The sequence below is a fragment of the Streptomyces sp. UNOC14_S4 genome, from assembly GCF_020740835.1.
GTDB lineage: Bacteria > Actinomycetota > Actinomycetes > Streptomycetales > Streptomycetaceae > Streptomyces.
Genome location: NZ_JAINFC010000065.1, coordinates 1 through 22,463, shown reverse-complemented (window position 1 = coordinate 22,463; position 22,463 = coordinate 1). Strand labels below are relative to the sequence as shown.

The 22,463-nt window shown below is 67.1% G+C and carries 25 protein-coding genes, 1 tRNA gene and 1 pseudogene; 5 read left to right on the top strand and 22 right to left on the bottom strand.

The window, feature by feature from the left end:
• The 11 genes from K6I34_RS08815 to K6I34_RS08765 all read right to left on the bottom strand — a co-directional run.
• Nucleotides 1-1,647, bottom strand: a 1,647-nt coding sequence (locus K6I34_RS08815; RefSeq protein ID WP_229323923.1) for a hypothetical protein, incomplete at its 3' end; no start/stop codon positions are given.
• Entirely contained in the window at nt 1,628-2,962 is a 1,335-nt protein-coding gene (locus tag K6I34_RS08810) for a hypothetical protein (RefSeq protein WP_229323921.1), read from the bottom strand. The genes K6I34_RS08810 and K6I34_RS08815, both read right to left, overlap by 20 nt.
• Nucleotides 2,963-2,965: 3 nt before the next feature.
• Nucleotides 2,966-3,298 carry a hypothetical protein gene (locus tag K6I34_RS08805; protein ID WP_229323919.1) on the bottom strand — a complete coding sequence of 111 codons (333 nt, stop codon included), beginning with the start codon at nt 3,296-3,298 and terminating at the stop codon, nt 2,966-2,968.
• 46 nt (nt 3,299-3,344) lie between these two features.
• The gene (locus tag K6I34_RS08800; RefSeq protein WP_229323917.1) at nt 3,345-4,319 is read right to left on the bottom strand and encodes a bifunctional lytic transglycosylase/C40 family peptidase; all 975 of its coding nucleotides are present in this window, start codon (nt 4,317-4,319) and stop codon (nt 3,345-3,347) included.
• Nucleotides 4,320-4,329: 10 nt separating this feature from the next.
• Nucleotides 4,330-4,719, bottom strand: coding sequence for a hypothetical protein (locus K6I34_RS08795; RefSeq protein WP_229323915.1), 390 nt, complete (start codon nt 4,717-4,719; stop codon nt 4,330-4,332).
• 1,306 nt (nt 4,720-6,025) lie between these two features.
• Complete coding sequence (locus K6I34_RS08790; RefSeq protein WP_229323913.1) at nt 6,026-7,303, bottom strand: DUF2637 domain-containing protein; 1,278 nt, start codon at nt 7,301-7,303, stop codon at nt 6,026-6,028.
• On the bottom strand, nt 7,300-7,725 hold the full coding sequence (locus K6I34_RS08785) for a DUF6195 family protein (RefSeq protein WP_229323911.1): 426 nt from the start codon (nt 7,723-7,725) through the stop codon (nt 7,300-7,302). The genes K6I34_RS08790 and K6I34_RS08785 overlap by 4 nt, the downstream gene beginning before the upstream one ends.
• Before the next feature lie 127 nt (nt 7,726-7,852).
• Nucleotides 7,853-8,533 carry an ATP-binding protein gene (locus tag K6I34_RS08780; RefSeq protein ID WP_229323909.1) on the bottom strand — a complete coding sequence of 227 codons (681 nt, stop codon included), beginning with the start codon at nt 8,531-8,533 and terminating at the stop codon, nt 7,853-7,855.
• A gap of 38 nt (nt 8,534-8,571) precedes the next feature.
• Nucleotides 8,572-9,402, bottom strand: coding sequence for a hypothetical protein (locus K6I34_RS08775; protein ID WP_229323907.1), 831 nt, complete (start codon nt 9,400-9,402; stop codon nt 8,572-8,574).
• 415 nt (nt 9,403-9,817) lie between these two features.
• Nucleotides 9,818-10,399, bottom strand: coding sequence for a WhiB family transcriptional regulator (locus K6I34_RS08770; protein ID WP_229323905.1), 582 nt, complete (start codon nt 10,397-10,399; stop codon nt 9,818-9,820).
• A 386-nt stretch (nt 10,400-10,785) separates the two neighbouring features.
• Nucleotides 10,786-11,175, bottom strand: a complete 390-nt coding sequence (locus K6I34_RS08765; RefSeq protein WP_229323903.1) for a hypothetical protein — start codon at nt 11,173-11,175, stop codon at nt 10,786-10,788.
• A 341-nt stretch (nt 11,176-11,516) separates the two neighbouring features.
• On the opposite strand from K6I34_RS08765, the gene K6I34_RS08760 reads away from it, so the two are divergent.
• From K6I34_RS08760 to K6I34_RS08750, 3 genes are all read left to right on the top strand, one after another.
• A complete protein-coding gene (locus tag K6I34_RS08760) occupies nt 11,517-11,978 on the top strand; it encodes a helix-turn-helix transcriptional regulator (protein WP_229323901.1) in 462 nt (153 codons plus the stop codon).
• A 353-nt stretch (nt 11,979-12,331) separates the two neighbouring features.
• A complete protein-coding gene (locus K6I34_RS08755; RefSeq protein ID WP_229323899.1) occupies nt 12,332-13,279 on the top strand; it encodes a zinc-binding dehydrogenase in 948 nt (315 codons plus the stop codon).
• Between the two features lie 160 nt (nt 13,280-13,439).
• Nucleotides 13,440-14,243 (top strand): IclR family transcriptional regulator C-terminal domain-containing protein, encoded by an 804-nt coding sequence (locus tag K6I34_RS08750; protein ID WP_229323898.1) that lies wholly within the window; start codon nt 13,440-13,442, stop codon nt 14,241-14,243.
• A gap of 45 nt (nt 14,244-14,288) precedes the next feature.
• On the opposite strand, the gene K6I34_RS38230 is transcribed toward K6I34_RS08750, so the two are convergent.
• The 6 genes from K6I34_RS38230 to K6I34_RS38595 form a co-directional block, all read right to left on the bottom strand.
• The gene (locus K6I34_RS38230; protein ID WP_275127013.1) at nt 14,289-14,423 is read right to left on the bottom strand and encodes a hypothetical protein; all 135 of its coding nucleotides are present in this window, start codon (nt 14,421-14,423) and stop codon (nt 14,289-14,291) included.
• Between the two features lie 161 nt (nt 14,424-14,584).
• Nucleotides 14,585-15,832 (bottom strand): site-specific integrase, encoded by a 1,248-nt coding sequence (locus tag K6I34_RS08745; protein WP_229323896.1) that lies wholly within the window; start codon nt 15,830-15,832, stop codon nt 14,585-14,587.
• Nucleotides 15,833-15,939: 107 nt separating this feature from the next.
• Nucleotides 15,940-16,024 (bottom strand) — tRNA-Ser (locus tag K6I34_RS08740).
• An 86-nt stretch (nt 16,025-16,110) separates the two neighbouring features.
• Entirely contained in the window at nt 16,111-16,539 is a 429-nt protein-coding gene (gene tadA / locus K6I34_RS08735) for a tRNA adenosine(34) deaminase TadA (RefSeq protein ID WP_229323927.1), read from the bottom strand.
• A 166-nt stretch (nt 16,540-16,705) separates the two neighbouring features.
• Nucleotides 16,706-17,233 (bottom strand): hypothetical protein, encoded by a 528-nt coding sequence (locus tag K6I34_RS08730; RefSeq protein WP_229323894.1) that lies wholly within the window; start codon nt 17,231-17,233, stop codon nt 16,706-16,708.
• Between the two features lie 219 nt (nt 17,234-17,452).
• Complete coding sequence (locus K6I34_RS38595; RefSeq protein WP_229323925.1) at nt 17,453-17,641, bottom strand: hypothetical protein; 189 nt, start codon at nt 17,639-17,641, stop codon at nt 17,453-17,455.
• Between the two features lie 382 nt (nt 17,642-18,023).
• On the opposite strand from K6I34_RS38595, the gene upp reads away from it, so the two are divergent.
• Nucleotides 18,024-18,659, top strand: a complete 636-nt coding sequence (gene upp, locus K6I34_RS08720; protein WP_229323891.1) for a uracil phosphoribosyltransferase — start codon at nt 18,024-18,026, stop codon at nt 18,657-18,659.
• Between the two features lie 207 nt (nt 18,660-18,866).
• On the opposite strand, the gene K6I34_RS08715 is transcribed toward upp, so the two are convergent.
• The 3 genes from K6I34_RS08715 to K6I34_RS08705 all read right to left on the bottom strand — a co-directional run bounded on the left by K6I34_RS08715 (nt 18,867) and on the right by K6I34_RS08705 (nt 20,969).
• Nucleotides 18,867-19,583, bottom strand: a complete 717-nt coding sequence (locus tag K6I34_RS08715; protein ID WP_229323889.1) for a LytR C-terminal domain-containing protein — start codon at nt 19,581-19,583, stop codon at nt 18,867-18,869.
• A gap of 150 nt (nt 19,584-19,733) precedes the next feature.
• Nucleotides 19,734-20,030 carry a type II toxin-antitoxin system VapB family antitoxin gene (locus K6I34_RS08710; protein WP_121803346.1) on the bottom strand — a complete coding sequence of 99 codons (297 nt, stop codon included), beginning with the start codon at nt 20,028-20,030 and terminating at the stop codon, nt 19,734-19,736.
• 186 nt (nt 20,031-20,216) lie between these two features.
• Nucleotides 20,217-20,969 (bottom strand): helix-turn-helix domain-containing protein, encoded by a 753-nt coding sequence (locus K6I34_RS08705; protein ID WP_229323887.1) that lies wholly within the window; start codon nt 20,967-20,969, stop codon nt 20,217-20,219.
• A gap of 97 nt (nt 20,970-21,066) precedes the next feature.
• Between K6I34_RS08705 and K6I34_RS08700 the strand changes: the two genes are divergently transcribed.
• Nucleotides 21,067-21,765: a B3/4 domain-containing protein gene (locus K6I34_RS08700; protein WP_229323885.1), complete on the top strand. Its 699-nt coding sequence runs from the start codon at nt 21,067-21,069 to the stop codon at nt 21,763-21,765.
• A gap of 194 nt (nt 21,766-21,959) precedes the next feature.
• Here K6I34_RS08700 and K6I34_RS08695 read toward each other — a convergent pair whose 3' ends face one another.
• Together K6I34_RS08695 and K6I34_RS08690 are read right to left on the bottom strand one after the other, a co-directional pair.
• The gene (locus K6I34_RS08695; protein ID WP_374230855.1) at nt 21,960-22,244 is read right to left on the bottom strand and encodes an AEC family transporter; all 285 of its coding nucleotides are present in this window, start codon (nt 22,242-22,244) and stop codon (nt 21,960-21,962) included.
• Nucleotides 22,241-22,463 (bottom strand): annotated as a pseudogene (locus tag K6I34_RS08690) (Fe-S cluster assembly protein HesB); the annotation flags it as partial. The gene K6I34_RS08695 and the pseudogene K6I34_RS08690, both read right to left, overlap by 4 nt.

Below are 22,463 nucleotides of genomic sequence, written 5' to 3'. Positions count from 1 at the left end.
AGGACTTGGGGATGCGGCCGGGGCCGGGGGGGCAGGGCGTGAGAGGGCAGGCGGCGTTGGAGCCGTGGGTGGAGAGGGCGCCGGGGTCTCGGACGCTGTGGGCTGGGCGATGACCGGTGCTGACCCGCCCTGGCTGCGCGACGAGGCCGGGGCATCGGATGATGCCGCGCCCCCGCCGGACTGATGCGGTGCGCTCGCTCCGCTACCGGATCGGGCGGCAGCCGCCGTGTCAGCGCTGATGATCGGATTGGTTGCTCCGCCGTGGGCTCGCGCCGAGGCTGGGACATCGTCCACGGCGCTTTCCTGATCAGGTCCGCCGTGGGCAGAGCCATTGCTCTGCGTGGCCGGGGTCTGCGCCGCACGGTTCTCAACGGCATCAAGTCCGGCCTTCGCCACCCCGACACCGATGCCAATCGGATCTGGCGTTGCAGCGGTCTCGCCAGTGCCAACTCCCGTGGGGACATCCTTGGCGCTCGCTGTCCCGGGTTGGCCAACTGTGGAGCTGGTGGCTGCCTTACGACCGGGCGCAGGGGCGGCCTGCTTGCCACCTCCGACTAGCGAGTCCTGTATGTGCTGGCCGAGCGCGCGGTTGGCGTGCTGAGCCGGGCCGTCCACCGCGGCAGCCGGACCGGAGGACTGCGCCGTCTTACGGTCGTGGTGCAGCTGTGCCATCTCGTCGCCGAATGCCGGAACCCATCGGTAGAGGGTGGCGCTGGCGAAGACCGCCAGAAGCAAGATCAGAGCTCCGACCAGGGTCTTGGAGACTGCATCCGACATGGAACCAGTCGAGTCGCTCAGGATCGCGCCGCCCAGTCCGAGCAGAGCGAACAGGACGGGTTTGGTCAGTCCGATGGCGAAGACCGCGCCGATCCACTTCTTGCTCTTGCCCCAAAGGTCGCGGTCGACGAGGCCCGCTGTGACGACCGGACCGAGCGCGACGGCGACGTAGATCGCCGCGCTGCGGATGAGCAGTTCCACCCACATCAGCAAGGCCCCGCACAGCATGATCAGGTTGACGACGAGCAGCTGGCCCACTCCGTCTTCTGGCTTGGCGGCCAGGGTTTTGAGGGTGTTCTCCAGGTAGGGCTTGAAGTTGTTGGTCGCGTACGGCTCGAAGACGGCCGTCACCTCGTCGATCGCCGTCATAAGGAGGGCGATGGCGCCCGGCGTCAGTGCCGTCACGAAGAACTGAAGCAACAGGAAGCCGATCGCCTCCCCGACCGCCTCGGTTATCGGCACACCGCGCACGGCCCGCTTGATGCAGGCGATGAACCAGAGCCCGGCCGTGATGAAGCTGCTCGCGGCGAAGACGAGGGCGTACTGCTTAAGGAAACCCTCGCTCCCCAGGTCGACTTTGGTTGTGTTCTGGATCAGCTCCAGCATGCGTTGCAGGAACCAGATGTTTGCCTCTGTCAGCTTCTGCAGCAGGAAGCCCAGTGGGTCCGTGGCGAAGTCGACTGCGGCCTTGGCCTCGCAAACCAACGGGATGTAGCAGAACCACGACTTCGCCGCCGCGGACGGGACCAGGAGGAAGCCGATCACCGCGTTGACCCAGCCCAGAACAAGGAGGCGTCGGCCCCAGGTGCCGAGCCCGGCGTATTCGACGGTCAGGAGGCCAGGGGCGTCCTCACGCAAGCGCAGGCGCATTGTCCACTCCTCCCGCGTCCGCGAAGCCGCTGGCCGGCGCCGCCTGCTCACCCGTGGGTGGGGCAGGCACCAGGGGCTCCGACGGCCTTACGGACGTCGCCCGCCAAGTCCCCTCCACCCAAGTCAGATCGACCACCATCCGCAGATAAGCGACCTGAGGGCGCTGGGTCTCGTCCGATCCAGCGATGCCGCCGACCGATGCGGTCCACACCTCGACGCTGGCAGCCTGGTCCGAGTAGGACAGGAAACGGGAGCCGAGCACGGCCGTCCTCGTGACGACCGGATCGCCGTCAGGCGTCTTACCGTCGTCGCCCAAGCCGCGATTCTCTGTGACTAGGCGTGCAGTCGAATCGCTGTCCGACGTGATCGAGCCCAGGGCGCTCGGCGCGACCGTCGCGCCCAGCATCGCGTGCCGCCATCTCGCGTCGACGAAGAAACGCGGATCGCCGAAGAGCATGACGGAGCTCGTTGCTGCGCCACGCGCCCCCTGCTCGTTGTGCGCGTAGGGAGCAGGGAAGCCGTTTGCGCCCAGGGCGCCGGTGTAGACCGGGTCGTCGGCGCCGGTCGGTACGTAGGGCGAGAAGTCGGCGACCGCGTTGGTCGCCTGCCGAACGTCGATCGGCGCTATCGGTCCCTTCGCGGACGAGTTCCCCGCCACTTTCCAGTCGTTGTGCTCCCAGACGAGGTTCACGGTCATTGTCTGAAATGATGCCTTCGGTGGCATATGCCCAGCGGTGTTTCCGCGCACTGCGGTTGTCCACAGACGGACAGTGGCCTTGTGGAAATCGAAGCCCACGGTCTGAGCAGACAGCACGCCGGTACGGGCGATTGCCTGCTTGCGGATCAACCGCTTGGTGTCACCGCGCAGTTCGATCAGTGCCTGACCAGCCGCGCGGTCGGCTTCTTCTGCAAGGGCGGACGCTGTGACCTCAGTCGACATGATCGAGATGGCCCGGTGCCGGGCCATCTTGTCAGTCAGGACCGCCGAGCTTCCTGTGACTGTCGCGAACGACGCAGCTGCCGCCCTGGCGCCGGACTCGGTATGCGGAAAGCCCACGGGCACACCGCCGTCGACGCTCCCGCGGCTGTCGGTCGATGCCGAAGGCCGCGCAGTCGGCTTAGAGGCGCCGGAGGCCCCCGAGTTGCTGTTGTTGATGACGCTCAGGGACAGACCGGCAACGGTGACTGCCGCGACTGTCCCGGCTGCGATGCCCCAGAGCTTCGGCGCGGTGCCTCGCTTCGACTTACTCTCGTTGGATGGTGAGCCGTAGCGGGGTGGGCGGAGGTTCCGCTGCTGACGGTTGCGAAGCCCCATGGGCTAGACCCCCATGCCATAAACAGTCACGAAGATCGTTCCGAAACTCGCGACAAGGAAAACGATCGCGAGGCCGCCGATCATCATTCCCTTGCCGCGTGAGCTTTCCAAGCTGGATTGGGTATCACCAAACCAGCCGCGGCTCTTCGTCAGGCCCATAAAGAAGCAGGCTGCTCCAGCTACCAATGCGAAAGCAGCAAGAACCCCCAGCAATGTGACCGCTGTTCCACCCATCTTTCCAAAAGGGCCCCAGTCGGGCGTCACGCCGGAGATCACATCGGCGCCTGCCGCCAGCGGTGTGCTCGCGGACGCGGCAGCAGAAAGCAAGTTGTGCATAGCGGTTCCTTCGTGCAGTGAGGCGTAACCAGTTCGGCGCAAGCGCTTATCCGACGTGGCGCATCGCGATTATTTGTGGGGTCCAATAGCTGAGCGGCTTAATTCGTACCTGAGACCCGGTGCGCGGGGCGTCGATGACCTGCCCGTTGCCGATGTACATGCCCACGTGTTCAGGGCCAGCGCCACCAGGGACGCTGAAGAGCAGGTCCCCAGGCTGGAGTTGGGAAACGCTCTGAACGGCGGTGCCGGAATGCACCTGCTCGTAGGTTGTCCTCGGCAAGTTGACCCCGCTTGACGCCCAGGCCATCTTGGTAAGCGAGGAGCAGTCGCACCCGTTTTGGCCGGTGTAGGGCGCTACGCAGTCGCCGCCCCACTGGTACCAAGTCCCCAGAGCGGTCTTCGCTGCGGCGATGGCCCGAGCAGCCCCCTTGCCAGCAGGCAGCGGGGTCAGTGCATCGGTCCATTTCCTTGCTAGTTCGCGAATACTTTTCACGTAATCACGTGTTTCAGCGTACGGCGGGATTCCTCCGTACTTGATCACGGCGCCTCCACCTGCGTTATAGGCGGCAAGCATATTGTCGGTGGAATCCCCGGGCACATCTTTGACTTCCTTGGCGACTATGCAGTCATAATTCGCCTGAGCTGCGACGGCGTCAGCAGGGTTGAAAACATCCTTAACCCCGTCGCCGTCGCCGTCCATCCCGTATGCGGCCCATGTGTCGGGCATGAACTGAGCGATACCTAGAGCGCCGACCGGTGACCTCGCGTGCGCGTTGAAATTACTTTCGGTATATAGCTGCGCGGCGAGAATCGAGGCAGTGACCTGGGGGCATTTACCGGCATGCTTGTTGATGAGCGTGCGGAGCCAGTCAGGAACCGGGGCATCGGTAGCGATGCCACCCCCGAACCCTGTGTCCTTGGCATTGGCGCTGTTCGCGGCGCCAAAGGTTGTCAGCAGCATGGTGCCTCCGACGGCCAGGCCCGCGATCAGGCCGACGGCAATCTGTACGGCTTTCTTCATGACGGCTCCCTCAAGCCCACGGCAGCGCGACCACTCGCCAGTCGTCCGCGGTGCGCTCCAAGTGGAGGGCGATCTGCTCGCGGCTCTGCCGCTCAGCCCCGGACCTCGGAGTCGTGGTGAGGGCGTAGCTGACACGCACGAGCGCGGAGGACGCCGTCACGGCGGGGGCGCCGTCCGGAACCGCGACGGAGGCGACCTTCACGGTCTGCTTGGCTTGCTCGGACCGGAGGCTTGCCCACGGCGCGTCCTGGCCAGGCCGCTTCTGCGCCAGGACCTCCACCAGCTCACCGCTGGCGAGCTTCGCGGCGCGAGCGCCCGCGTCGGTGTACGACTGGTCACCGCCGTCGGTGGCGTCGTGCTGGGCGTAAGCAGTGGCAAAGGCCCGAGCTGTCGATTCCACGTCAGCAGGGACGGCACGGCTTGGGGAGTCGCTGGACGGACCCATGGAAGGCTCCTCCGAGGCGGTGATGCCTGCGGAGACAGGACCGGGGCGCACGTCCGTTGAAGCGGGTTCGCCCGACGGCGGCGAGCTGGAGCATCCGGACGCCAGGACCGCCAGAGAGGCTACAGAGCCTATTGCGGTGGATAGTTGAACAAAGCGGGTGTTGTGGGGCATGAAGAGGCAGAACCTTGGTGCGGGGACAAGTGAGTGGTTGGGTGACGGCTCCAGGAGGGAAGGCCGAATCACCCCTTCGCGGGGAGCGGGAGGGCTACTCCTGCGGGTTGTCACCGGTGTCGGCCGGGGGCGTTGTGCGGCTGCGGGTTCGCGGCGTGCCTTCAGCGGCGAAGAGCAGGGGCTTCACGTGAGGGTCAAGCCTCCGCCTCGACGCCCCGGGTAAGCCCGAACGATCGAGGCGTGTGCTTCCAGCCTCTGTCCCAGCCGCCAAGGCACAACCCCCTCTCAGGGAACAACAATTCATGGGTATACGGAACTGCACGGCCAACAGTGCCTAGGGCGTTGGCCGTGCAGAAATCGTGACAGGGGCCCGGGAAGAAATCACATAGGAAGCAAAGAGGGAAGTTTCTTCCGGAATTGACTTCCTATATTCCGGTGTCCCAGAAGGCAGGAATCGCGGGTGCGAGGTACCGGATCGCTGCTGACAGCCAGGGGGCAGCCGGGCCGGACAGCAGGAGCGGGGCACAGACGCTGTACGACAGCACCAAGCCGTGACCGGTGAGCCTGACGCTGGTCAAGAGAGCGTGATCGAACGGCTGCCAAGTGGGCGCCCCAGCGGGGCTGATGCGAAGACCGTTCGAGGTGAGCACCACACGTGACTGTGCCTGATCGCGCCAGCGGGCCTGAGCCTCTCTCTCCGCCTCATGACGCCGACGGTCGGCGAGACGATCATTGGAAACCCAGCGGCGTCCGAAGGTGGGGTGATCCTCGAAGTACCCTGCGGGAGCCTGTGGATAGACCACCTCGACTGGGTAGTACCGGGCCGACGTGCACACCACGTCCGCGTATGCCGTTTCGCCAGCGTCGAGTGCCAGGCCCGGGGCGGGTACCGCCACCAGCGCGCCGCCCGCCCGAAGGTGCAGTTCGAGCTGGACCGCTGCATGCTCTGCATCGTGCTGAGCGGCTGTATGTGCTGTGTTCAGCGGGCGTCGTCTCACCGTCGTCTTCTCCTGATCACGGGGCTTCACGGCTCGCCGCAGCAGAAGGGCCTGCCACGGCGAGCCGTGAAGACGTCACTTACGGGATGAGGTCACCACAGAGCGCTGGATTTACCGGCGGGAGCTGGCGTTCGGTCTTGTTGCTCTTCCGCGCGTAGCACCGCGAGCAGCTCGCCAAGCCGGTCGTTGCTGATCGGCTGCTGTGCTCGGACGGCGTCCTTGATCACGTCACGACTGATCCGTCCGGCCTGACGGCAAGCCTCCCGCGCGAGGGGCACCAGATCCTTCATCCACACGTCGACGACTTCCCGGTCCTCGGGCAATTCGTCCCCGTCCCGGACAGGGCCCTCCTTCTGCTCTGGGGCGCGGACCGGGACGTCTTGGGTGGGGAGATCGCCGCCTGTTGATGTGGGGGTCGTCGCCTCGTCGTCCTGCGAAGGTTCGCTCTCCGGACCGGTCGGTCCGGGCCATTCGCCAGGGACGTCTTCCCCGTGGTCCCGCCCCGCGGACGGCGCGCTCTCCGCGTCGCCAGGGTGCGTTTCGGCTGGTGCCGTGTTGTCCAGCCTGTTCTGCGGTCGGTCCGCAGAGTCCTGTGCGTGCTCGTCCGCTGCGGACGGATCGGGGACGGTCACCATCGGACGCCGACGGCCCCACCGAAGCGCTGAGAGCAGGCGCCACCACCAGCCGTTCGGCTGCCAAGTTGGGGCTTGGTCCGGGGAAGGAGTCAGGTCTCGCCCTCCGTCCGGGGCCGTCAAACCTTGCTCAGGCCGGGGGACCACAGCCTTCCCAGGGGCGGGACTACCGGTGTCGCAGTTGCCCCTGAGGCGAGCCGAGGCGACGTCCGGGGACTCAGGATGTACGCCGTCCCGGACCGGTCCCGGATCGTCGTCCGCTCCGTCCGGGACAGACGATTCCGCCGTCCTCGCCATGATGATGTAGAGGTGGACGGAGCCTGCGAGTGCCAACGGTGCGAGCATCGAAAGCACGCCGACAACCCAGTCTGCGAGGTGCAGCGGGGACGTGCCGGACTGCGGACTGCGGTTGAGCGTGATTGCGTGCAAGGCGTTGGCCCACAGACTCGATCCGGTGGCCGCGAAGAAGAGAGTCCAGGCGTACAAGCGAGCCCTGAAGTCACTGTGGCGGAGCAGGACGAGCGCGCGGACGCCGTACGCGATGAATCCATCAATGAAGACGGGAAAGAGCCAGCTCAGGGACGGCTTCGCGTGGATCGCGATAGCGACCTGACGTAGCGAGTCGTAGGAGAACGCGAAGCCGGCCGCGCCGAGCAGGAGGATCGCAGTGTGATCCCAGCCAGACATCCGGCGCACTTCGTTGGGGGCCGCTGGAGCGGGTTTGCGCTTGTTGCTCATGCCGGGCCACCGCCGTTCCTCGGGTTGATGGATTGCCAGGCCGCTGTCTGAGACAGCAGCCTCCCGAACTGTTCGAGCGAGGTGACGTCGTCCACGTACTGAGTCGGGCAGGTAATGCATGACCGGCGCAGGGCGAGCCGTTCCGTCCCCGTGCTGTCACCGCTGTAGTAGAGCTCCAGGTGTTGCCCGGCAACGGTGTCCAGGGGCACGACGGCCTGAAGTAGATCATCTAGCCCCAGGACACCAAGGGCTTCCCATGCCAGTGTGACGGCTTCGGCGCCCAGGACGTTACGGGCGTACTTCGACGCCGCAGTGACTGAGCGGGCCCCCCAGGTGCGGAAAGCAACCTCCCGAGCAGTGGTTCGCCGTTCCTCTTCGTGCACGAGCTTCTTGGCCGCAGCGACCATGATCGGGTGTGACATCAGAGGACGGGTCCTTCCGAGGAGCTGGAGAAGCGGCCCGGCGGCGCTGGCCGGGCTGGGGGCATCGGGACGGCAAGGAGGGGCAGGCGGGCGGACACCAGCGGAGGCGGTGCAGAAAGGACTGACATCACGCGGCCCCCCGGCTTCGGCGCCGGTCGTCTCCGATCATCGGGACAAGCGCTGTGACCATCTCTGCAAGCCGACTGGCGACCCGGTCACCTACGAAGTCGGTGAGGTCGGGGCCGTCCTCATCGCGGGCGGGAAGGTTGCTGGTGATGATCGTCGGCAAGCAGTGGTTGTAGCGATAGTTGAACAGCCGGTACGTGACTTCCTCGATCCACTCAGACGACTTGGAGGACCCGAGGTCATCGAGCATGAGGTACGGCACCCGGGACAAGCGCCGCAGTTCATCCTCCGAGGCACCCATGACCTGTGACGGCCGGAGGCGTCCGTACATGTCAGCCGAGTTCATGGCTACCAGCGCGAAACGGTCAGGCCCGCCCTCGGCGATTCGTCTCAGGGCGCCGTACGCCTGATAGGTCTTCCCCGTTCCCGTCGAGCCGGTGAGGAGCAAGGCACCGGCCGACGAGGGGTCGGTGAGTGCCCGGTCTGCCCAGTCCCCAACCTCCGGGAGCGTCGCCTCTGCGCTGAGGAAACGAGGCGGCGTAGCGGCTTCCCAGCGCTTCATTGCGTATTCGACACGTGCACCGTGGTGCCAGTTTCGGTCACCGGGCTGCGGCCCCCTGTCGGCGGGTTTGTCGTCGAAGGAGATTCCTTTGAGAGCAAGGATTCGTTCGATGGCGCGCATGGACCGGTTGTCGCCAGCGCGTTGGAGCTCAACCATGGTCAGAATCCGTTCTGGTAGGCACTGGCGCTGGTCTTGACCGGGTTGCGGAACGGTTTCCAGGCGGGCTCACGGCGAAGCGGAACGACGTTGCCCTTCAAGGCCTCCGCGGGGGTACCCGTGGGGAGGTCATCCCAGATGCGGAGCAGGTAGCGGGCGGACTGCGGCGGCCGGGCCGGGTCCCACCGCCGCGCGATGACCTCCACCAGCCGCTCCGGGCCCCACCGTTCCGACAAGGCTGTTACCCGGTCCCACTCGTCGCCTGTGAGCCGCCAGCCCACAACCATTCCGGTGACCGTCATGGCGTTGACGACCTCCCGAGCGCCAGCAGGAACGTCCGTCACCCCAGTCCGCTGTTTCGTCGTCCTGTCACCAGGCGAGCTAGCTTGGCTGGTGTTAATACTCCCGTAGGGAGTATTAACACCAGGTGCAGGAGAGGAAGGAACTTCCTGTTTCTCGGGCAGAGACTTCCTGTTTTCCGCCTCAGACTTCTCACTTTCGGAGGTAGGTTCCGGGAAGTTGCTTCCGGTTTCCTCGCTTGTCGGATCAGCGGGCTGGGAAGCGCCACCCAAGGCAGCGAGTTGGATGTAGTAGCAGTTTGGATTGCTGCGGCCGACTCCGCGCCTGTAGGTCAGCTCGCGAAGGGCTGTCAGTTCGCCGAGACACGTGGAAACAGCGCGAGAGGAGAGTCGCGTCAACTCGGCTATTTCTTCCAGGGAAAGCACGGCTTTGCCTGTCTCATCGGATCTACGCGCCAGTGCGAGCATGACGAGTCGTGAGCCCCGTTTTGAACGCGAGGAGTTCCAGACCAGTTCAATGACGTTCTCGCTCATCGCATGCCATCCATAGCCGTCGTGATGTGCCGGTGAGGGGTCATCCCGAACGACTGGTCGTCTTCGGGGATGTAGCCTCGCTGGAACGGTTCCGGGGTTCGATAGAGTCCCCCCGTGGGGATATGGAAGTCATGAGCCCGCCGCCAGTCCGCAGCGTGTGAGAACCAGCTGCGTATCAGACGTGCTGCTTCGTTTTCGGCCTCGCGCTGCACCGAGATCCGGCAGTAGTCGCTCGCGTAGAAATAAGTGATGCCTGCTTGCCTCGGGAAGACCCGAATCAGCGTGGCTGAAGGGGCTAGTTCTCGAATGTGCTCTTCGAGTCGCTTCGAAAATATAGGGAGGTGAGTGTGTTCGGGCATGGGAAAACTCCCGTGGGAACGCAAGGAAGATTAGAATTACCCGGTCCGGGTGCAGCTCAGGCAGCACTCAGCAAAGGTGAGCTTGGGGCAGAGGAGGAAGCCGCCGGCCTGCGCCGCTGCTGGTACTCACGGGTGAGCTGCCGCAAGTACTTGGTGGGTATGCCGAGCCCGCGTGCCACGCGGTTGGCGTCCATGGTCGGATCGGCGGCGAAGCGCGAGATGACCTCTTCTCGCTCCCGTGTGCCCAGGACCGTCGGCACGCCGCGGAGCACAGCAGCGACCGACTCAGCGTCGATACGGTTGTTCCAGGACCTGAGCAAGTTCTGGCGCTCGGAGGCGAGAAGACCGCCCCGAATTCCGTACTCATCGCCGTGACGTAGGGACTCGACAAGACAGCGTGCGGCTGTGGCCAAGGGGCATGCTGCGCAGAGATTCAATGGACGGTTGAGCGCGATTCCCTGACTGCGGCGAACCTGATCGGGGTCAGCCCACGGTACGTCTGTGTGAGGGAAGAAAGCGCCGATCTTTTTATCCGCGCAGCGAGCGTCCTCTGCCCAGTGTTTCCCGGGCATGTTGGCCGCTGCTTCGAGCAGAGGCGCCCAGTCTCCGTTGAGCGCAGTCTTTACCAGGCGGCTCATGTCCGATGTCATCAGATACCACCAGGCGACTTGCCCAGAAGTTCCGCGGCGGGGCCGACATAGCGTGCGTAGACGAAAAACCGGCCGTCCACGGTCTTCGACTGAGCCTCGAAATATCCGGCCGGTCGGAATGCGGCCAGAATGCCCTTCCGTATCTGATAAGCCGCCGTAGCGGCATCCCCGCGCTTCTCTCGCTCTTGGATGCGTGCCCATGAATTAGGGTTCGCCTTGAGCTGTATTGCCGCTTCAGTGTGCCGAAAGCTGGAGGTCGATATTGTGCGTGTGGACCGAGGGAGGTCCTCGAAGATGATGTGGTTTACCACTGAGAGTTCCCCTGGAAGATGGAGAAAGGCGTGCCTATGAACGCGCGCTGGTCCTGATAGGAATCAGCTGCGTGAACGCGAGCGGGAGCGCCGGGACGGCGTCAGCGTTGCGGCCGTGGAGATCTGGCCGGTAGCGATGGGCTTCGCGTTGAGATCAGGCCGTACGGCATACATCTCAGAAATCGCCCTGAGGTCCTCGTCGGCAAAACCGACGAACTTTCCCATCTTCCGATGTGGGAGTGAGCTGATCCGCTCCCGCAGCCACTTCTCCGGAATGTTCAGACGCCGCGCGGCCTCGGTGTAATCCACGTGGAGAGTGGCGAGCCGACGGAGCAGCGTATTGGCATCCTCGCCATTCGTAATCAGCCGCAAAATAGCGGTGAGCCCCTGGAGATCAGGGTTGCTGGCGGTGGATGCGTCCGCAGTAGGGGTACCTGCGGGGTGGTGTCTCATGAGACAATCACTCCTTGCGCAGGCGTGGTTTTGCCATGCCTGCATACGGTGACAACAAGGCGCTGCTTCGTCGTCACGACCTGTGTGCACCCCCGAGGTTTCCTACGCCAGTGCGGGGTGCACGTGTTTGCTGAGTTCGGCTCATTGGTATGGAGTTGCCGCTCCCACCGGTGAGCCGAACGCGTTTTCCGGGCGCCTCAGGGCGGCCCGATCGCGATTCCCCGGACGAGAGCCCCGCCCGGATCGCATGATCACTATACCATCATTTCCGACCCATCATTTTCTTCTCTTGACTCTACTCGCTGACCAGCGCACGGAAGGGCTGCTGGGATACTGGCGGCGTGAAGAGCGTCCAAGACTTCAGCCCAGCCGCTTTCCGGGCCGCCTACGAGGAGCGAGGTCTCACCCAGGCCGACGTGGCGAAGGCCATCGGCGTGACGGTGAACACCGTCGGCCGCTGGGTCAGGGGTAAGGGCGCCCCCAGCACGCGACTGTTCGCCATGCTGGTCGCGGAGCTTCGAGTCCCGCGCTCCCGAATGCTGCTGCCTCTTGCGCCCGACGCCGACCTCGTCGTCCTGCGGACGCGCGCCGGCCTCCGCCAGGAGGACGTCGCCGAGCATCTTGGCGTGCAAGCCTCCGACGTCTCCGAGATGGAGATGGGCACCGGTCGCGTGAGGGACAACTGGCCTGCCGTCTTGGCCGACCTCTACGGCGTGCCGCTCGACCTTCTGGTCAAGGCTGCCGAGGTCACCGAGAAGCGGTGGCGCGCGGGGTTCGACGCCAAGCGTCGCCAGACCCCCTGATTAACCGCGCGATCACAAATACTCCCACCCTGAACCTGTCGCGTCGTACGAATAGACGCGACAGGTGAAGCCTGCCCCCCGATTGGCATGCCCCTGTCGACAATGGCAAGCCGCTGTGGCGGCTCGGCCATTGCTGGGGTGCTCCGTGTTCCCTGGGAGGCCGGTCAGGCCTCGCGCCCGGATCTCGGAGCGTTTGAAATGTATGTGCGCTGAGCACCAATAGTCAAGGTGAGATAGCTTTGCGTGGTCGCGCCGCCTGTTTGTGGCGGTGAAATTGCGCGTGGCGCAAAACGCCAAATTGCGCGTGACGCAATTTGGCATTTTGACTGCCTTGGAAACCTGTGGAGGTGCGTATGCGAGCCGTTGTGATGGAGAGCTACGGAGAGCCGGAGGTCCTCGCAGTGGGGGACGTTCGGGAGCCCGAGCTGCGTCATGGTCATCGGCGAATCGAGGTCTCGTTGGCGGGGGTGAACTTCGCGGATCTGCACGTGCGGGACAACAGCTACCTGGCAGGCGTGCCGCTGCCGTACATCCCCGGCAACGAGGTCGTCGGACGCATCGCGGACACGGGGGAGCGGGTCGCGGCACTCACGGCAGGTGGAGGGTATGCCGAGGTCGCCCAGGCGCGACGGCTCACGACCATGCCCATCCCGGACGACATCGATGACGCTACGGCCCTGGCGCTGACCCTTCAAGGGCAGAGTGCATGGCACCTGCTGCACACGGTGCTGCGCCTACAGCCAGGGGAAACGGTCATCATCCCCGCCGCCGCGGGCGGTGTTGGTTCGCTCGCTGTCCAGCTGGCCAAGCGCGTCGACGCCCGCGTTGTCGCCCTAGCTGGGACTGAAAGCAAGCGCGCACTTGCGCGTGATCTGGGCGCGGACGTCACGGTCGACAGCACGTCCACGACCCTCGCCGATGACCTGAAGGACGCGGTCGACGGCGCCGCGGATGCCGCCCTTGAGATGACTGGTGGCGCGACTCTCCGCGCCACCATGGATGCCCTCAGGCCCTTCGGGCGCATGGTCGTCTATGGCGGCGTCAGTGGAGTCGAGACCCCTGTTAGTACGCGGGATCTGATGGCAACTGGTAAGGCGGTTCAGGGGTTTTGGCTCCCCCTTCTCTACGGTCAGCGAAACGCGCTGAAGGGGGCTGCCGAGGACTTGTTTGCCGCCATCCGATCGTCGGAGATCCGGATTCCGAAGGTCGACGTCTACCCGCTTGCCGAGGTGGCTCGGGCGCATGAAGACCTGGCCGCTCGGCGCACGGTTGGGAAGACCGCGCTCGACCCGAGTCTCTGACTCATAGACACAAGAGGCATGAAAGCCCAGCGGTGTTGGGCTACGAGCCTTGTTCAATGATGAAGTAACCCGAAATTTCTGAATGATCGAAGTGATCCCTTAGCGTTAAGGACCCGTCAACGACGGGTACCAAGTCAAGCACTGCGCGAGGAATCACACCGTGGCACAGGAACGTCGAGGAACCAGTCATGCTGATCGCGTCATGCGCGTTCTGAGGGTGTGTCACGAGCTCCCAGGGGATGTTCAGACCCTCCAGGCGATTGCCGAAGCGACAGGTTTCGACCCGTCGGTGTGTCACCGAATCCTTCAGTCTTGCGTCGCCGACGGGTACGTCGAGCGACTCGGCCATGGGAAGTACCGGCTGGGGAGCGACGCCATCCAAGCCGGGCTGCTCGCCATGGCCGGTGTGACCGAGCACCTGGATCAGCACCAGATCCTCCTGGACCTCCAGGAGGATCTGGGGGGCATCGTGGTCTTCTACTCCCTGGCCCCGGTCGGCGCGCGTCGCGTCGCGACCGACTACGCCAAAGGCGACTACAACCCTGCCGATTTCGGTATGACCGCATTCGATATGTTCACGGTCGGTTGTTCCCTGCGAACCGGCGCTTCGGGCCGAACCCTGCTCGCATACGTGCCGGAGCCCATCCGAGAGATCGCCCTCGCGGAGCCCATACCCGAGACCGCCGGCCCCGGAGCCATGGACAACGAAGAGCTGCTGGCGAGCATCAAGGAGATCCGGAAGCAGGGCTACGCCATCGGGCGCCAGGAATGCCTCCCCGGATGGGACTCGGTTGCTGTTCCTGCTCTCTGGGGCAACACGGCCCTCGGAGTTGTCCTGTGGCTGCGGCCTGTGGGCGAAGGCTCCGACGACGTCTCGGATCATGTAGAGGCCGTCAGCAGAGCGGCCCGGCTGATTAGTCTCGCCGCGACTGCGGGCGGCCGAAACCCCAGTCCCACGGCTTGATGAACATGTTTGGCCCTCCCCGCACGCCGGGGAGGGCCAAACATGTTAAGGGCTGTCCGGTGAGTCACCCACGATGGACGCCAAGCCGGCCTCGACATCAAGGACCGCGACCAACTCGCCCAGCAGACCCTGGTACCTCTCGCCCAGCCAGCGCATCACGGCCTCGTCCTCGTCGCTCACGGTATTCCCTTCCGTAGGTGGGTCCTCGTAGGTAAGAGGCAGAAGACGGCCTCAGCGTGAACTCTGATGCCGAACATCGTTGGCGACTCACCGGACAGGCCCTAGCAGCTTCGGGCGGGGGCCAGCGTCGCGGCCCGAGGCGGCACCCTTGGGGCCCGTGCTCAGGCGGCGAGCGATGCCTCCTTCTGGAGGTCGGCGAGCGATGCTGCTGGGTTCATGCTCCATTCGATAGCGGTGATGATCTCATCGTCCAGCTCCGCCAACAGATGGCCGTACCGGTCAACAGTTGTGGTGATCGACTCGTGGCCCAGTCGCTTCTGAATCGCGGGCAAGGGGACCTTGGCCGCGATCAGCCAGGAAGCATGCGAGTGCCGGAGGTCGTGGATTCGCGGACGCTTCGTCAGCCCCTCTTTGGCTGCGGCGGTCAGAGCTAGCTTCCAGCGCGCGTGGTAGAACCCCCCGGAGTCCCAAGGGCCGCCCTCGGGAGCCGTGAAGACGTAGTCTTTGGGGTCCTTGTCGCGGCACCTGCGTTTGAAGAGCGCGACCAAGTAGGGCGACAGCACCATGGTTCGTCGGCTCTTCTTCGTTTTCGGAGGGCCTATCTCCTTGCCGCCGTCAACGCGCTTCCAGGCGCGTTGGACCCGCAGCGTGGGACGAGCACCATGGAGGCTCAGATCCCGTGGTTGGAGGGCGGCTATCTCGCTCCACCGCAGTCCAGTGCCCGCGAGGGCGTCGATCAGGTCTACGGAGTCGGCATGCATGTGGGAGCGGATGAGGGCGTACTCCTCCCGCTCCAGGAAGACTTGCTCGTCCTCGGTGCTGTTGTCCTCGGGCAGGCGTGTGTGGAGGCAGGGATTCGTCGACCGTAGCGGAGGCTCTGCGGTCACCGCAGACTGGAGGATGCCGTAGAGCAGGCCGTGCAGATTCCTGATCGTCTTGGGCGCGAAGGCCCGCCGCTTGGTGCCCGGCGGGTGGTGAGTGCCGGGTCTGCCCTGTTCAAGGTCGTTAACCCAGTCCCGGACTTCGTCCCGTCCAATTCCACCAGGGCCCTGGCGAACCGACAGATCCTTGAACCAGGGGACGATGTGTCGTTCGAGCATCTTCCGGTAGTTGGACCGCGTTCCGGCCTGCACGCCGGTGAGACGGTCGACGTACTGGAGCGCGTAGATCTCGAATAGCTCCTCCTCGACGACCTCGGGCTCGGGCTCCTGGACGAAGCCCGTCCCCTTCACCCAGCCGGGCGGCCATTGCTGTCCGTGATCGTTGACCAGGTCACGGAACGCCTTTGCTGAGTCAATGTCAGAGAAGGTCTCGCTCTGCGAGGGGGCGGCGCGGGCACCCCCTACCCGCCAGACGACTGTGTGACTTAGCTCACCATTGGCACGTGCTCGGGACTTGATGGATGCCATAGCGAAGATCGTAAAAGGTGGCCCCGTGCGGACATCGTGTGGACGAAGAGGGTAACGAAAAACCGCCCCGGGCCTGTTTTTGCAGGTCAGAGGCGGTTTCCCTTGAGCGGTAGCGGAGGGATTTGAACCCTCGGTGACTTGCGCCACACTCGCTTTCGAGGCGAGCTCCTTCGGCCGCTCGGACACGCTACCGAGAGGAAGTTTAGCGGATGGAGGGCCGTGCTCTGAAATCCGGCCCTCCTGGCCCTCCCGGTCCCCCGTCTTCGGCGGGAGCGGGATCAGCGGGCGCGGAAGAAGTCGGTGAGGAGGGCGGCGCAGTCGTCGGCCAGGACGCCCTCGATCACCTCGGGGCGGTGGTTGAGGCGGCGGTCGCGGACGACGTCCCAGAGGGAGCCCGCCGCGCCGGCCTTCTCGTCGGCCGCGCCGTAGACGACGCGGTCGAGGCGGGAGAGCACGATCGCGCCCGCGCACATCGTGCACGGCTCCAGGGTCACGACGAGGGTGCAGCCGCTCAGCCGCCACTCGCCGACGGCCCGCGCGGCGTCGCGGATGGCGAGCACCTCGGCGTGGCCGGTCGGGTCACCGGTGGCCTCGCGCTCGTTGCGGCCGCGGCCGATGACCGAGCCGTCCGGAGCCAGCACGACGGCACCGACCGGAACGTCACCGGTGCCGGTCGCCAGCGCGGCCTCCGCCAGCGCGGCCCGCATCGGGGCGTGCCACGGGTCCCGTACGGGATCGTGCCCGGAGGCGGACGCCCCGGACGCCTCCGACGCCTCGGGCACATCGGACACGGGACCGGGCCGGTGATCGGGCCGGCGCCCGGTGACGGCTTCGTTCATCACACCAGTGTGCGGGACCCCGTCCGGCGTGCCGTCAGCGGACGGCCTCCAGCATGTCGGTGCAGCCGAGAGCGTCCGCGATCCCGCCCAGCGCGTCGCCGTCGAAGGCCAACAGCTCCTTCTCGCTCACGCCGAGGTCCGCGAGGAGCAGCGAGTCGCCCAGCGGACCGGACGGCACCGGCTCGGCGGCCACCGCCTCCGTCTCGTCGTCCTCCTCCGCCTCGGGCTCGCCGTCCTCCGTGCCGTCGAGGTCCGGGAGGCTGTCCAGGCTGCCCTCCGTGCCGTCCCGCCCGAGCAGCTCGTCGGCGAGCATCGCGCCGTACGAGCTGCGGCTGGCGGCGGCGGCGTTGGAGAGGAAGACCCGGGGGTCGTCCTCGCCGTCCACCCGGACGACACCGAACCAGGCGTCCTCCTGCTCGATGAGCACCAGAACCGTGTCGTCGTCGACCGAGGACTCACGGGCCAGGTCGGCGAGGTCGGACAGGGTTTCCACGTTGTCGAGTTCTGTGTCGCTCGCTTGCCACCCGTCTTCGGTGCGCGCGAGCAGTGCGGCGAAGTACACCGTGACTCTCCCACTGGTCATAGGCGGTGCCGGGCCGGACGGGGACCACCCCGTCCACTCGGAATCGTGGCAGAAACCCGGCCGTTGCGAGAGGTCTTCCGCGCTGCGTCGTGCAGCAGTCCGAAGAGATGTCCCTCACGTGTGCTCCATCAGGGATCGGGACGGCCCGCCGGGTGGCGCCCCGGGGTGGCCGGGGCGCGGTCCTCGGGGCCGTCGGCGTCACCAGCGGAAGGTCCGCATACGCATTTGCTGACGCATCCGGGCGGCGCGCGCCCGGCGCGGCTGGACCCGGTCGCGCAGCTCCTTCGCCTCGTTCAGCTCGCGGAGGAACTGCGCGCGTCTGCGACGGCGCTCCGCGTCGCTCTCCGAATCCGGCTCCGGCTCCGGCTCCGGATCCGAACCCGGCACCGGCCCGGGCGGGCCGAGGGCGTCCGGGGTGTCCGGGGCGTCCGGGGTGTCCGTGTGCTCGTATCCGTTCCCCGGGCGACTCTCCGGGCGTTTCTCCAGGGGCTCCGGGAAGCCCGGGGCGTCCGGGGTGTCCGTCCGCTCCTGGGCGCTCTTCGTCTTCGTGGTGTCCGGATTCTCGCGGGTCTCGCGGTCAGCCATGGGCAGCACCACCTCGGGCCGAGGTCGTCTTCGCCCGGCGTGACAGACCGGGCGTACGTGCCCACTTTCCCCCTAATCGGTGGTTTGATGCCAACGCTGCGACAGACTGTCGGAGGCCGAAGCGGGGGCGCCGGGGCCGACCGCGCGGGAGCTGACGCCCGAAAGCTCGGTTAATGTCGATGTCATGCGGATCCACGTCGTCGACCACCCCCTGGTGGCCCACAAGCTCACCACCCTGCGCGACAAGCGCACGGACTCCCCCACCTTCCGGCGTCTCGCCGACGAGCTGGTCACCCTGCTCGCCTACGAGGCCACGCGCGACGTGCGTACGGAGACGGTGGAGATCGAGTCCCCGGTCACGGCGACCACCGGCGTCAAGCTGTCCCACCCCCGCCCGCTGGTGGTGCCGATCCTGCGCGCCGGTCTCGGCATGCTCGACGGCATGGTCCGGCTGCTGCCGACCGCCGAGGTGGGCTTCCTGGGCATGATCCGCAACGAGGAGACCCTCAAGGCGGAGACGTACGCGACGCGCATGCCGGACGACCTCTCGGGCCGCCAGGTGTATGTCCTGGACCCGATGCTGGCCACCGGCGGCACGCTGGTCGCGGCGATCAACGAGCTGATCGAGCGCGGCGCCGACGACGTCACCGCGATCTGCCTGCTAGCCGCCCCCGAGGGTGTCGAGGTCATGGAGCGCGAGCTCGCGGACGCGCCGGTGACCGTGGTCACCGCCTCCGTGGACGAGCGCCTCAACGAGAACGGCTACATCGTCCCGGGCCTGGGCGACGCGGGCGACCGCATGTACGGCACGGCGGGCTGACCGTCCCGTAACAGGGCGCCCCGACAGGGGCGCGGGGCTGTTTCGACATGCGGCTCCGCCGCGTGGGCGCGACCAGCCACGACGGACGTGCTGCCGCGCGCGGAGCGCAAGCCGCACCCCGGTAGGCGCACCGAGAACGACCGAGAACACACGACAGGCCGGACGGCCAAGAACCGTCCGGCCTGTCGCCGTCGTCCGGCGAATCGCCTAGCAGCGCGCGGCAGGCGCCGCGGGCGCCGCCTTCGCCGGAGGCGACGACGGCTTCGCCGAAGGCTCCAGCGGGGGAGCCTCCGACGACGCCGGTTCGCCCCCCAGCTCGGTGAGGGTCCTGTCGGCCTCGTCCTTCGCGGAGAGTTCCTTGAACTCCGCGCCGAGGATCAGGTCGACGTCCTGGCCGGAGCGCTGGTCGTTCCTGACGTCGGTGCCCGTGAGCTGGGTGCCGAGCACCTTCAGCGCTCCGTCGGAGCTCTCCGCCGCGCCGAGCAGCAGCCCGGTGTTGGAAACCTTCTTGTCGTAGAGCTCGGGGGCGTTCCCCACCTTGCCGATCCTGAAGCCGCGCTTCTTGAGCTCGTCCGCGGTGATCTTGGCGAGCCCGCCGCGCGGAGTGGCGTTGTAGACGTTGACGGTGATCTCGTCGGGCCGGGGCAGGGGCTTGGGGGCGTCAGCTCCTTCCTTGCAGTCGCCCTTCCCGCCCTTGGCGTTCTTGCCGCCCTTGCCGTGTGCCGCCTGTGCCGTGTCCTGGCTCCCGCCGGAGAAGACATCGACGAGCTGGAGCGTCCCCCACCCGGCCAGCGCGAACACTGCGGTGACGGAGACGGCGGCGAGCACGATCCTGCGGCGATTTCTGGGGCGGCGCATGTGCGGGAACCGATGGCCCGTGATGCGGTACTTTCCGCCCATGCCGGGAGGGGTGAGCATGCTCATGGACGCAGCGTAGTGCGACGGTGACGCGCTGCCTACTAAATGATCAATGGGTTGCCCGCACCCCAACCCGAAAGGCCGAACAACGGCCGGAAACAGTCCTGTCGCCGATGCCCGCCGACCGGCCGTTGGCCTGTCGACTGATCAGTCGGCTCAGCCCAGTTCGAGTACGCGGGCGTGGAGGACCTGGCGCTGCTGGAGTGCGGCGCGCACGGCGCGGTGCAGACCGTCCTCGAGGTAGAGATCGCCCCGCCACTTCACGACGTGCGCGAAGAGGTCGCCGTAGAACGTCGAGTCCTCGGCGAGCAGCGTCTCCAGATCGAGCTGCTGCTTGGTGGTCACCAACTGGTCGAGCCGCACCGGGCGCGGGGCGACGTCCGCCCACTGCCGGGTGCTCTCCCGGCCGTGGTCGGGGTACGGCCGCCCGTTTCCGATGCGCTTGAAGATCACACGGAAAGCCTACCGGGCAAGCGGTCCCCGGCGCAGCCACGGCGCGGGAGTGCGAAGGCGACAATCGGCCGCATACCGGAGCGGGACGGGAACGAACGCGTCGGAATGAGGGCTCCGGTATCGGCGCTCGGGGGCACTCAGGGGCATCGGAGCGCGCCGAGGTGCGCCGGGACGCCCGTGTGGTGCTCAGCTGTTCGGCGACGCGTTTGGCAACGCGTTCGGCGACGCGCTCGGTGAGCTGTTCGGCGACATGCTCGGTGGCACGAGGACGACGCCGGTGTACTCGACGTCCGATGCGCCCCGGTTCGCGTACGCGTGCGGACGGTCGCCCGCCATGCGCAGCCCGTGGCCCGCGGGCAGGACGGCCTCCTGGCCGCCCACGGTGACCGTCAGGGTGCCCCGGCGCACATGCAGCAGTTCGACCGTGCCCGCGAGGTGGGCCTCGCTGCGGTGCTCCTCGCCGGGCGCGAGCCGCCAGTGCCACAGCTCGCCGCCCGCGGGCTGCGCGGCACCGGTGACCAGGGTGCCGGTGCCGCCGTCCGGGCCGGTCCACAGGACGGGCTGATCGCCCGGGGGAGTGGGCTGGAGCAGGGGCGCGGCGGGCTGCTGGAGCAGATCGGTGACAGGGACGCCGAAGGCGTCGCAGAGGCGGATCAGGGTCGCGAGGTTCGGGTTGGAGCGGGCGTTCTCCAGCGCGACGAGCATGCCCTTGCTGACGTGCGCGCGGGTGGCCAGCGCGTCGAGGCTCCAGCCCCGCTCCTTGCGCAGCGCGCGGGCGCGGGCCGCGACGGCCTCCATCACGGACCTGTCGTCCGTCACGGACCTGTCGTCCACCGCAGGCCTGTCGTCCACCGCAGGCCTGTCGTCCGCCACGGACCTGTCGTCCTCGCGCACACCTTCCGCCACGTCGCCGCTGCTGTCCGAGCTCATGCCGCTCATCTTTCCGCACCTCCGGCGTGCCTCTGAGTGGCGGTCATTCAGTGTTACCGTCGAGTCTATTGAAATGACTGGTGCATGTCTCGAAAGGTGGCTCGGCATGGCGGTGGATCTCGGAACGGTGGCCGGAAGCGTGCGGGTGGACGAGACCGTACGCGCCCTCCGGCCCGACTTCGCCGTGCTGGTGATCGCGGCGGACGGGCTGCCGACGGGCCCGACCGACGCCTGGTCGCGCGGCCTCCTCAAGGACGCCGCCGGCACGGCGGCCGAGCCGGCCGACGTCACGGCCGAACCGCACATCGCGGCCTGGCGGCAGGCGTACACGGCGTTCGGTGCCAAGCCCGGCCGCACGCGCAACAGCGTCGAGGCCCTGACCCGCCGCGCGGGCGCCGGCCTGCCCGAGGTCAACCTCCTCGTCGACGTCTACAACGCCGTCTCCGTCACCCACCGCCTGCCCATCGGCGGCGAGGACCTGGCCGCGTACGAGGGAGCGCCCCGCCTGGTGCGCGCGACGGGCGGCGAGCCGTTCGACACCGTGGCGGACGGCGCGCCCGCCGTCGAGCACCCGGAGCCCGGCGAGGTCGTCTGGCGCGACGACAGGGGCGTCACCTGCCGCCGCTGGAACCACCGCCAGTGCGTCCGCACGCGCATCACCGCGACCACGACGTCCGCCCTCTTCCTGCTCGAACGGCTCGACCCCCTGCCCTTCGAGGCCCTCGAAGCCGCCGCCGACGACCTCCTCACCCGCCTCCGCGAATGCGCCCCGGCCCTCCGGGCGGTGACCCGCCTGGTGCGGTGACGCGTTCTGCGGGACGGCGGGATGCTCCGCCTGGGGCCGCCCGGGACCGCCCGGGTGCTGTGCGGGTCGCGCTGCCGGGACGGGGCGCGCGGCTCACGCCAGCGCCGCCGATGCCGCGATCACCGGGTTGCGGAGGGGAAGCTGCGCGAACCGCCGCCACTGGCCCCGCACCCCCCGGTGCACGTCCAAGTCGATCAATACCATGCGCGATCGGCGGGCCGCATACGGAGGACCGTGCCGGACAGCAGCAGGCCCGCCCCGAACACCGCGAGCAGACCGCTCGCGAACGCCGCCACCCCCGGATCGGCGATCTCGCCCACCGGGGTCGTGGACAGCGTCAGGAACAGCAGCGCGGGCATCGCGAACGTGAACGCGAACCGGCCCAGGACGGGTTGCGCGTGCGGCCCCAGGGTCCTGAACCGGCCCGCAGCCCAGCCGAGCGCCGTCACGGCACAGACGGGGATGAAGCCGGATATCACTTCGCCGTCGGCTTCCCCGTGGTCCTCGTCGCCCTCGCCGCCTTCGCCGTCCGGGTCGCGCCCGAGCCTCCCGGACCGCCCGCCGCCGCGGCCTTGGCCGCCCGCTTCATCTCCTGCTTGTGCGCCCGCACCCTGGCGAGCGACTCGGGCCCGGTGATGTCCGCCACCGAGCGGTACGCCCCCTCCTCCCCGTATGCGCCCGCCGCCTCGCGCCAGCCC

Coding starts and splice junctions, on each gene's coding strand:
- K6I34_RS08810 (WP_229323921.1), bottom strand. CDS start 2,962: ATGGGGCTTCGCAACCGTCAGCAGCGGAACCTCCGCCCACCCCGCTAC.
- K6I34_RS08805 (WP_229323919.1), bottom strand. CDS start 3,298: ATGCACAACTTGCTTTCTGCTGCCGCGTCCGCGAGCACACCGCTGGCG.
- K6I34_RS08800 (WP_229323917.1), bottom strand. CDS start 4,319: ATGAAGAAAGCCGTACAGATTGCCGTCGGCCTGATCGCGGGCCTGGCC.
- K6I34_RS08790 (WP_229323913.1), bottom strand. CDS start 7,303: ATGAGCAACAAGCGCAAACCCGCTCCAGCGGCCCCCAACGAAGTGCGC.
- K6I34_RS08785 (WP_229323911.1), bottom strand. CDS start 7,725: ATGTCACACCCGATCATGGTCGCTGCGGCCAAGAAGCTCGTGCACGAA.
- K6I34_RS08780 (WP_229323909.1), bottom strand. CDS start 8,533: ATGCGCGCCATCGAACGAATCCTTGCTCTCAAAGGAATCTCCTTCGAC.
- K6I34_RS08775 (WP_229323907.1), bottom strand. CDS start 9,402: ATGAGCGAGAACGTCATTGAACTGGTCTGGAACTCCTCGCGTTCAAAA.
- K6I34_RS08770 (WP_229323905.1), bottom strand. CDS start 10,399: ATGAGCCGCCTGGTAAAGACTGCGCTCAACGGAGACTGGGCGCCTCTG.
- K6I34_RS08765 (WP_229323903.1), bottom strand. CDS start 11,175: ATGAGACACCACCCCGCAGGTACCCCTACTGCGGACGCATCCACCGCC.
- K6I34_RS08755 (WP_229323899.1), top strand. CDS start 12,332: ATGCGAGCCGTTGTGATGGAGAGCTACGGAGAGCCGGAGGTCCTCGCA.
- K6I34_RS08745 (WP_229323896.1), bottom strand. CDS start 15,832: ATGGCATCCATCAAGTCCCGAGCACGTGCCAATGGTGAGCTAAGTCAC.
- tadA (WP_229323927.1), bottom strand. CDS start 16,539: ATGCGGGCCGCGCTGGCGGAGGCCGCGCTGGCGACCGGCACCGGTGAC.
- upp (WP_229323891.1), top strand. CDS start 18,024: ATGCGGATCCACGTCGTCGACCACCCCCTGGTGGCCCACAAGCTCACC.
- K6I34_RS08715 (WP_229323889.1), bottom strand. CDS start 19,583: ATGAGCATGCTCACCCCTCCCGGCATGGGCGGAAAGTACCGCATCACG.
- K6I34_RS08705 (WP_229323887.1), bottom strand. CDS start 20,969: ATGAGCGGCATGAGCTCGGACAGCAGCGGCGACGTGGCGGAAGGTGTG.
- K6I34_RS08700 (WP_229323885.1), top strand. CDS start 21,067: ATGGCGGTGGATCTCGGAACGGTGGCCGGAAGCGTGCGGGTGGACGAG.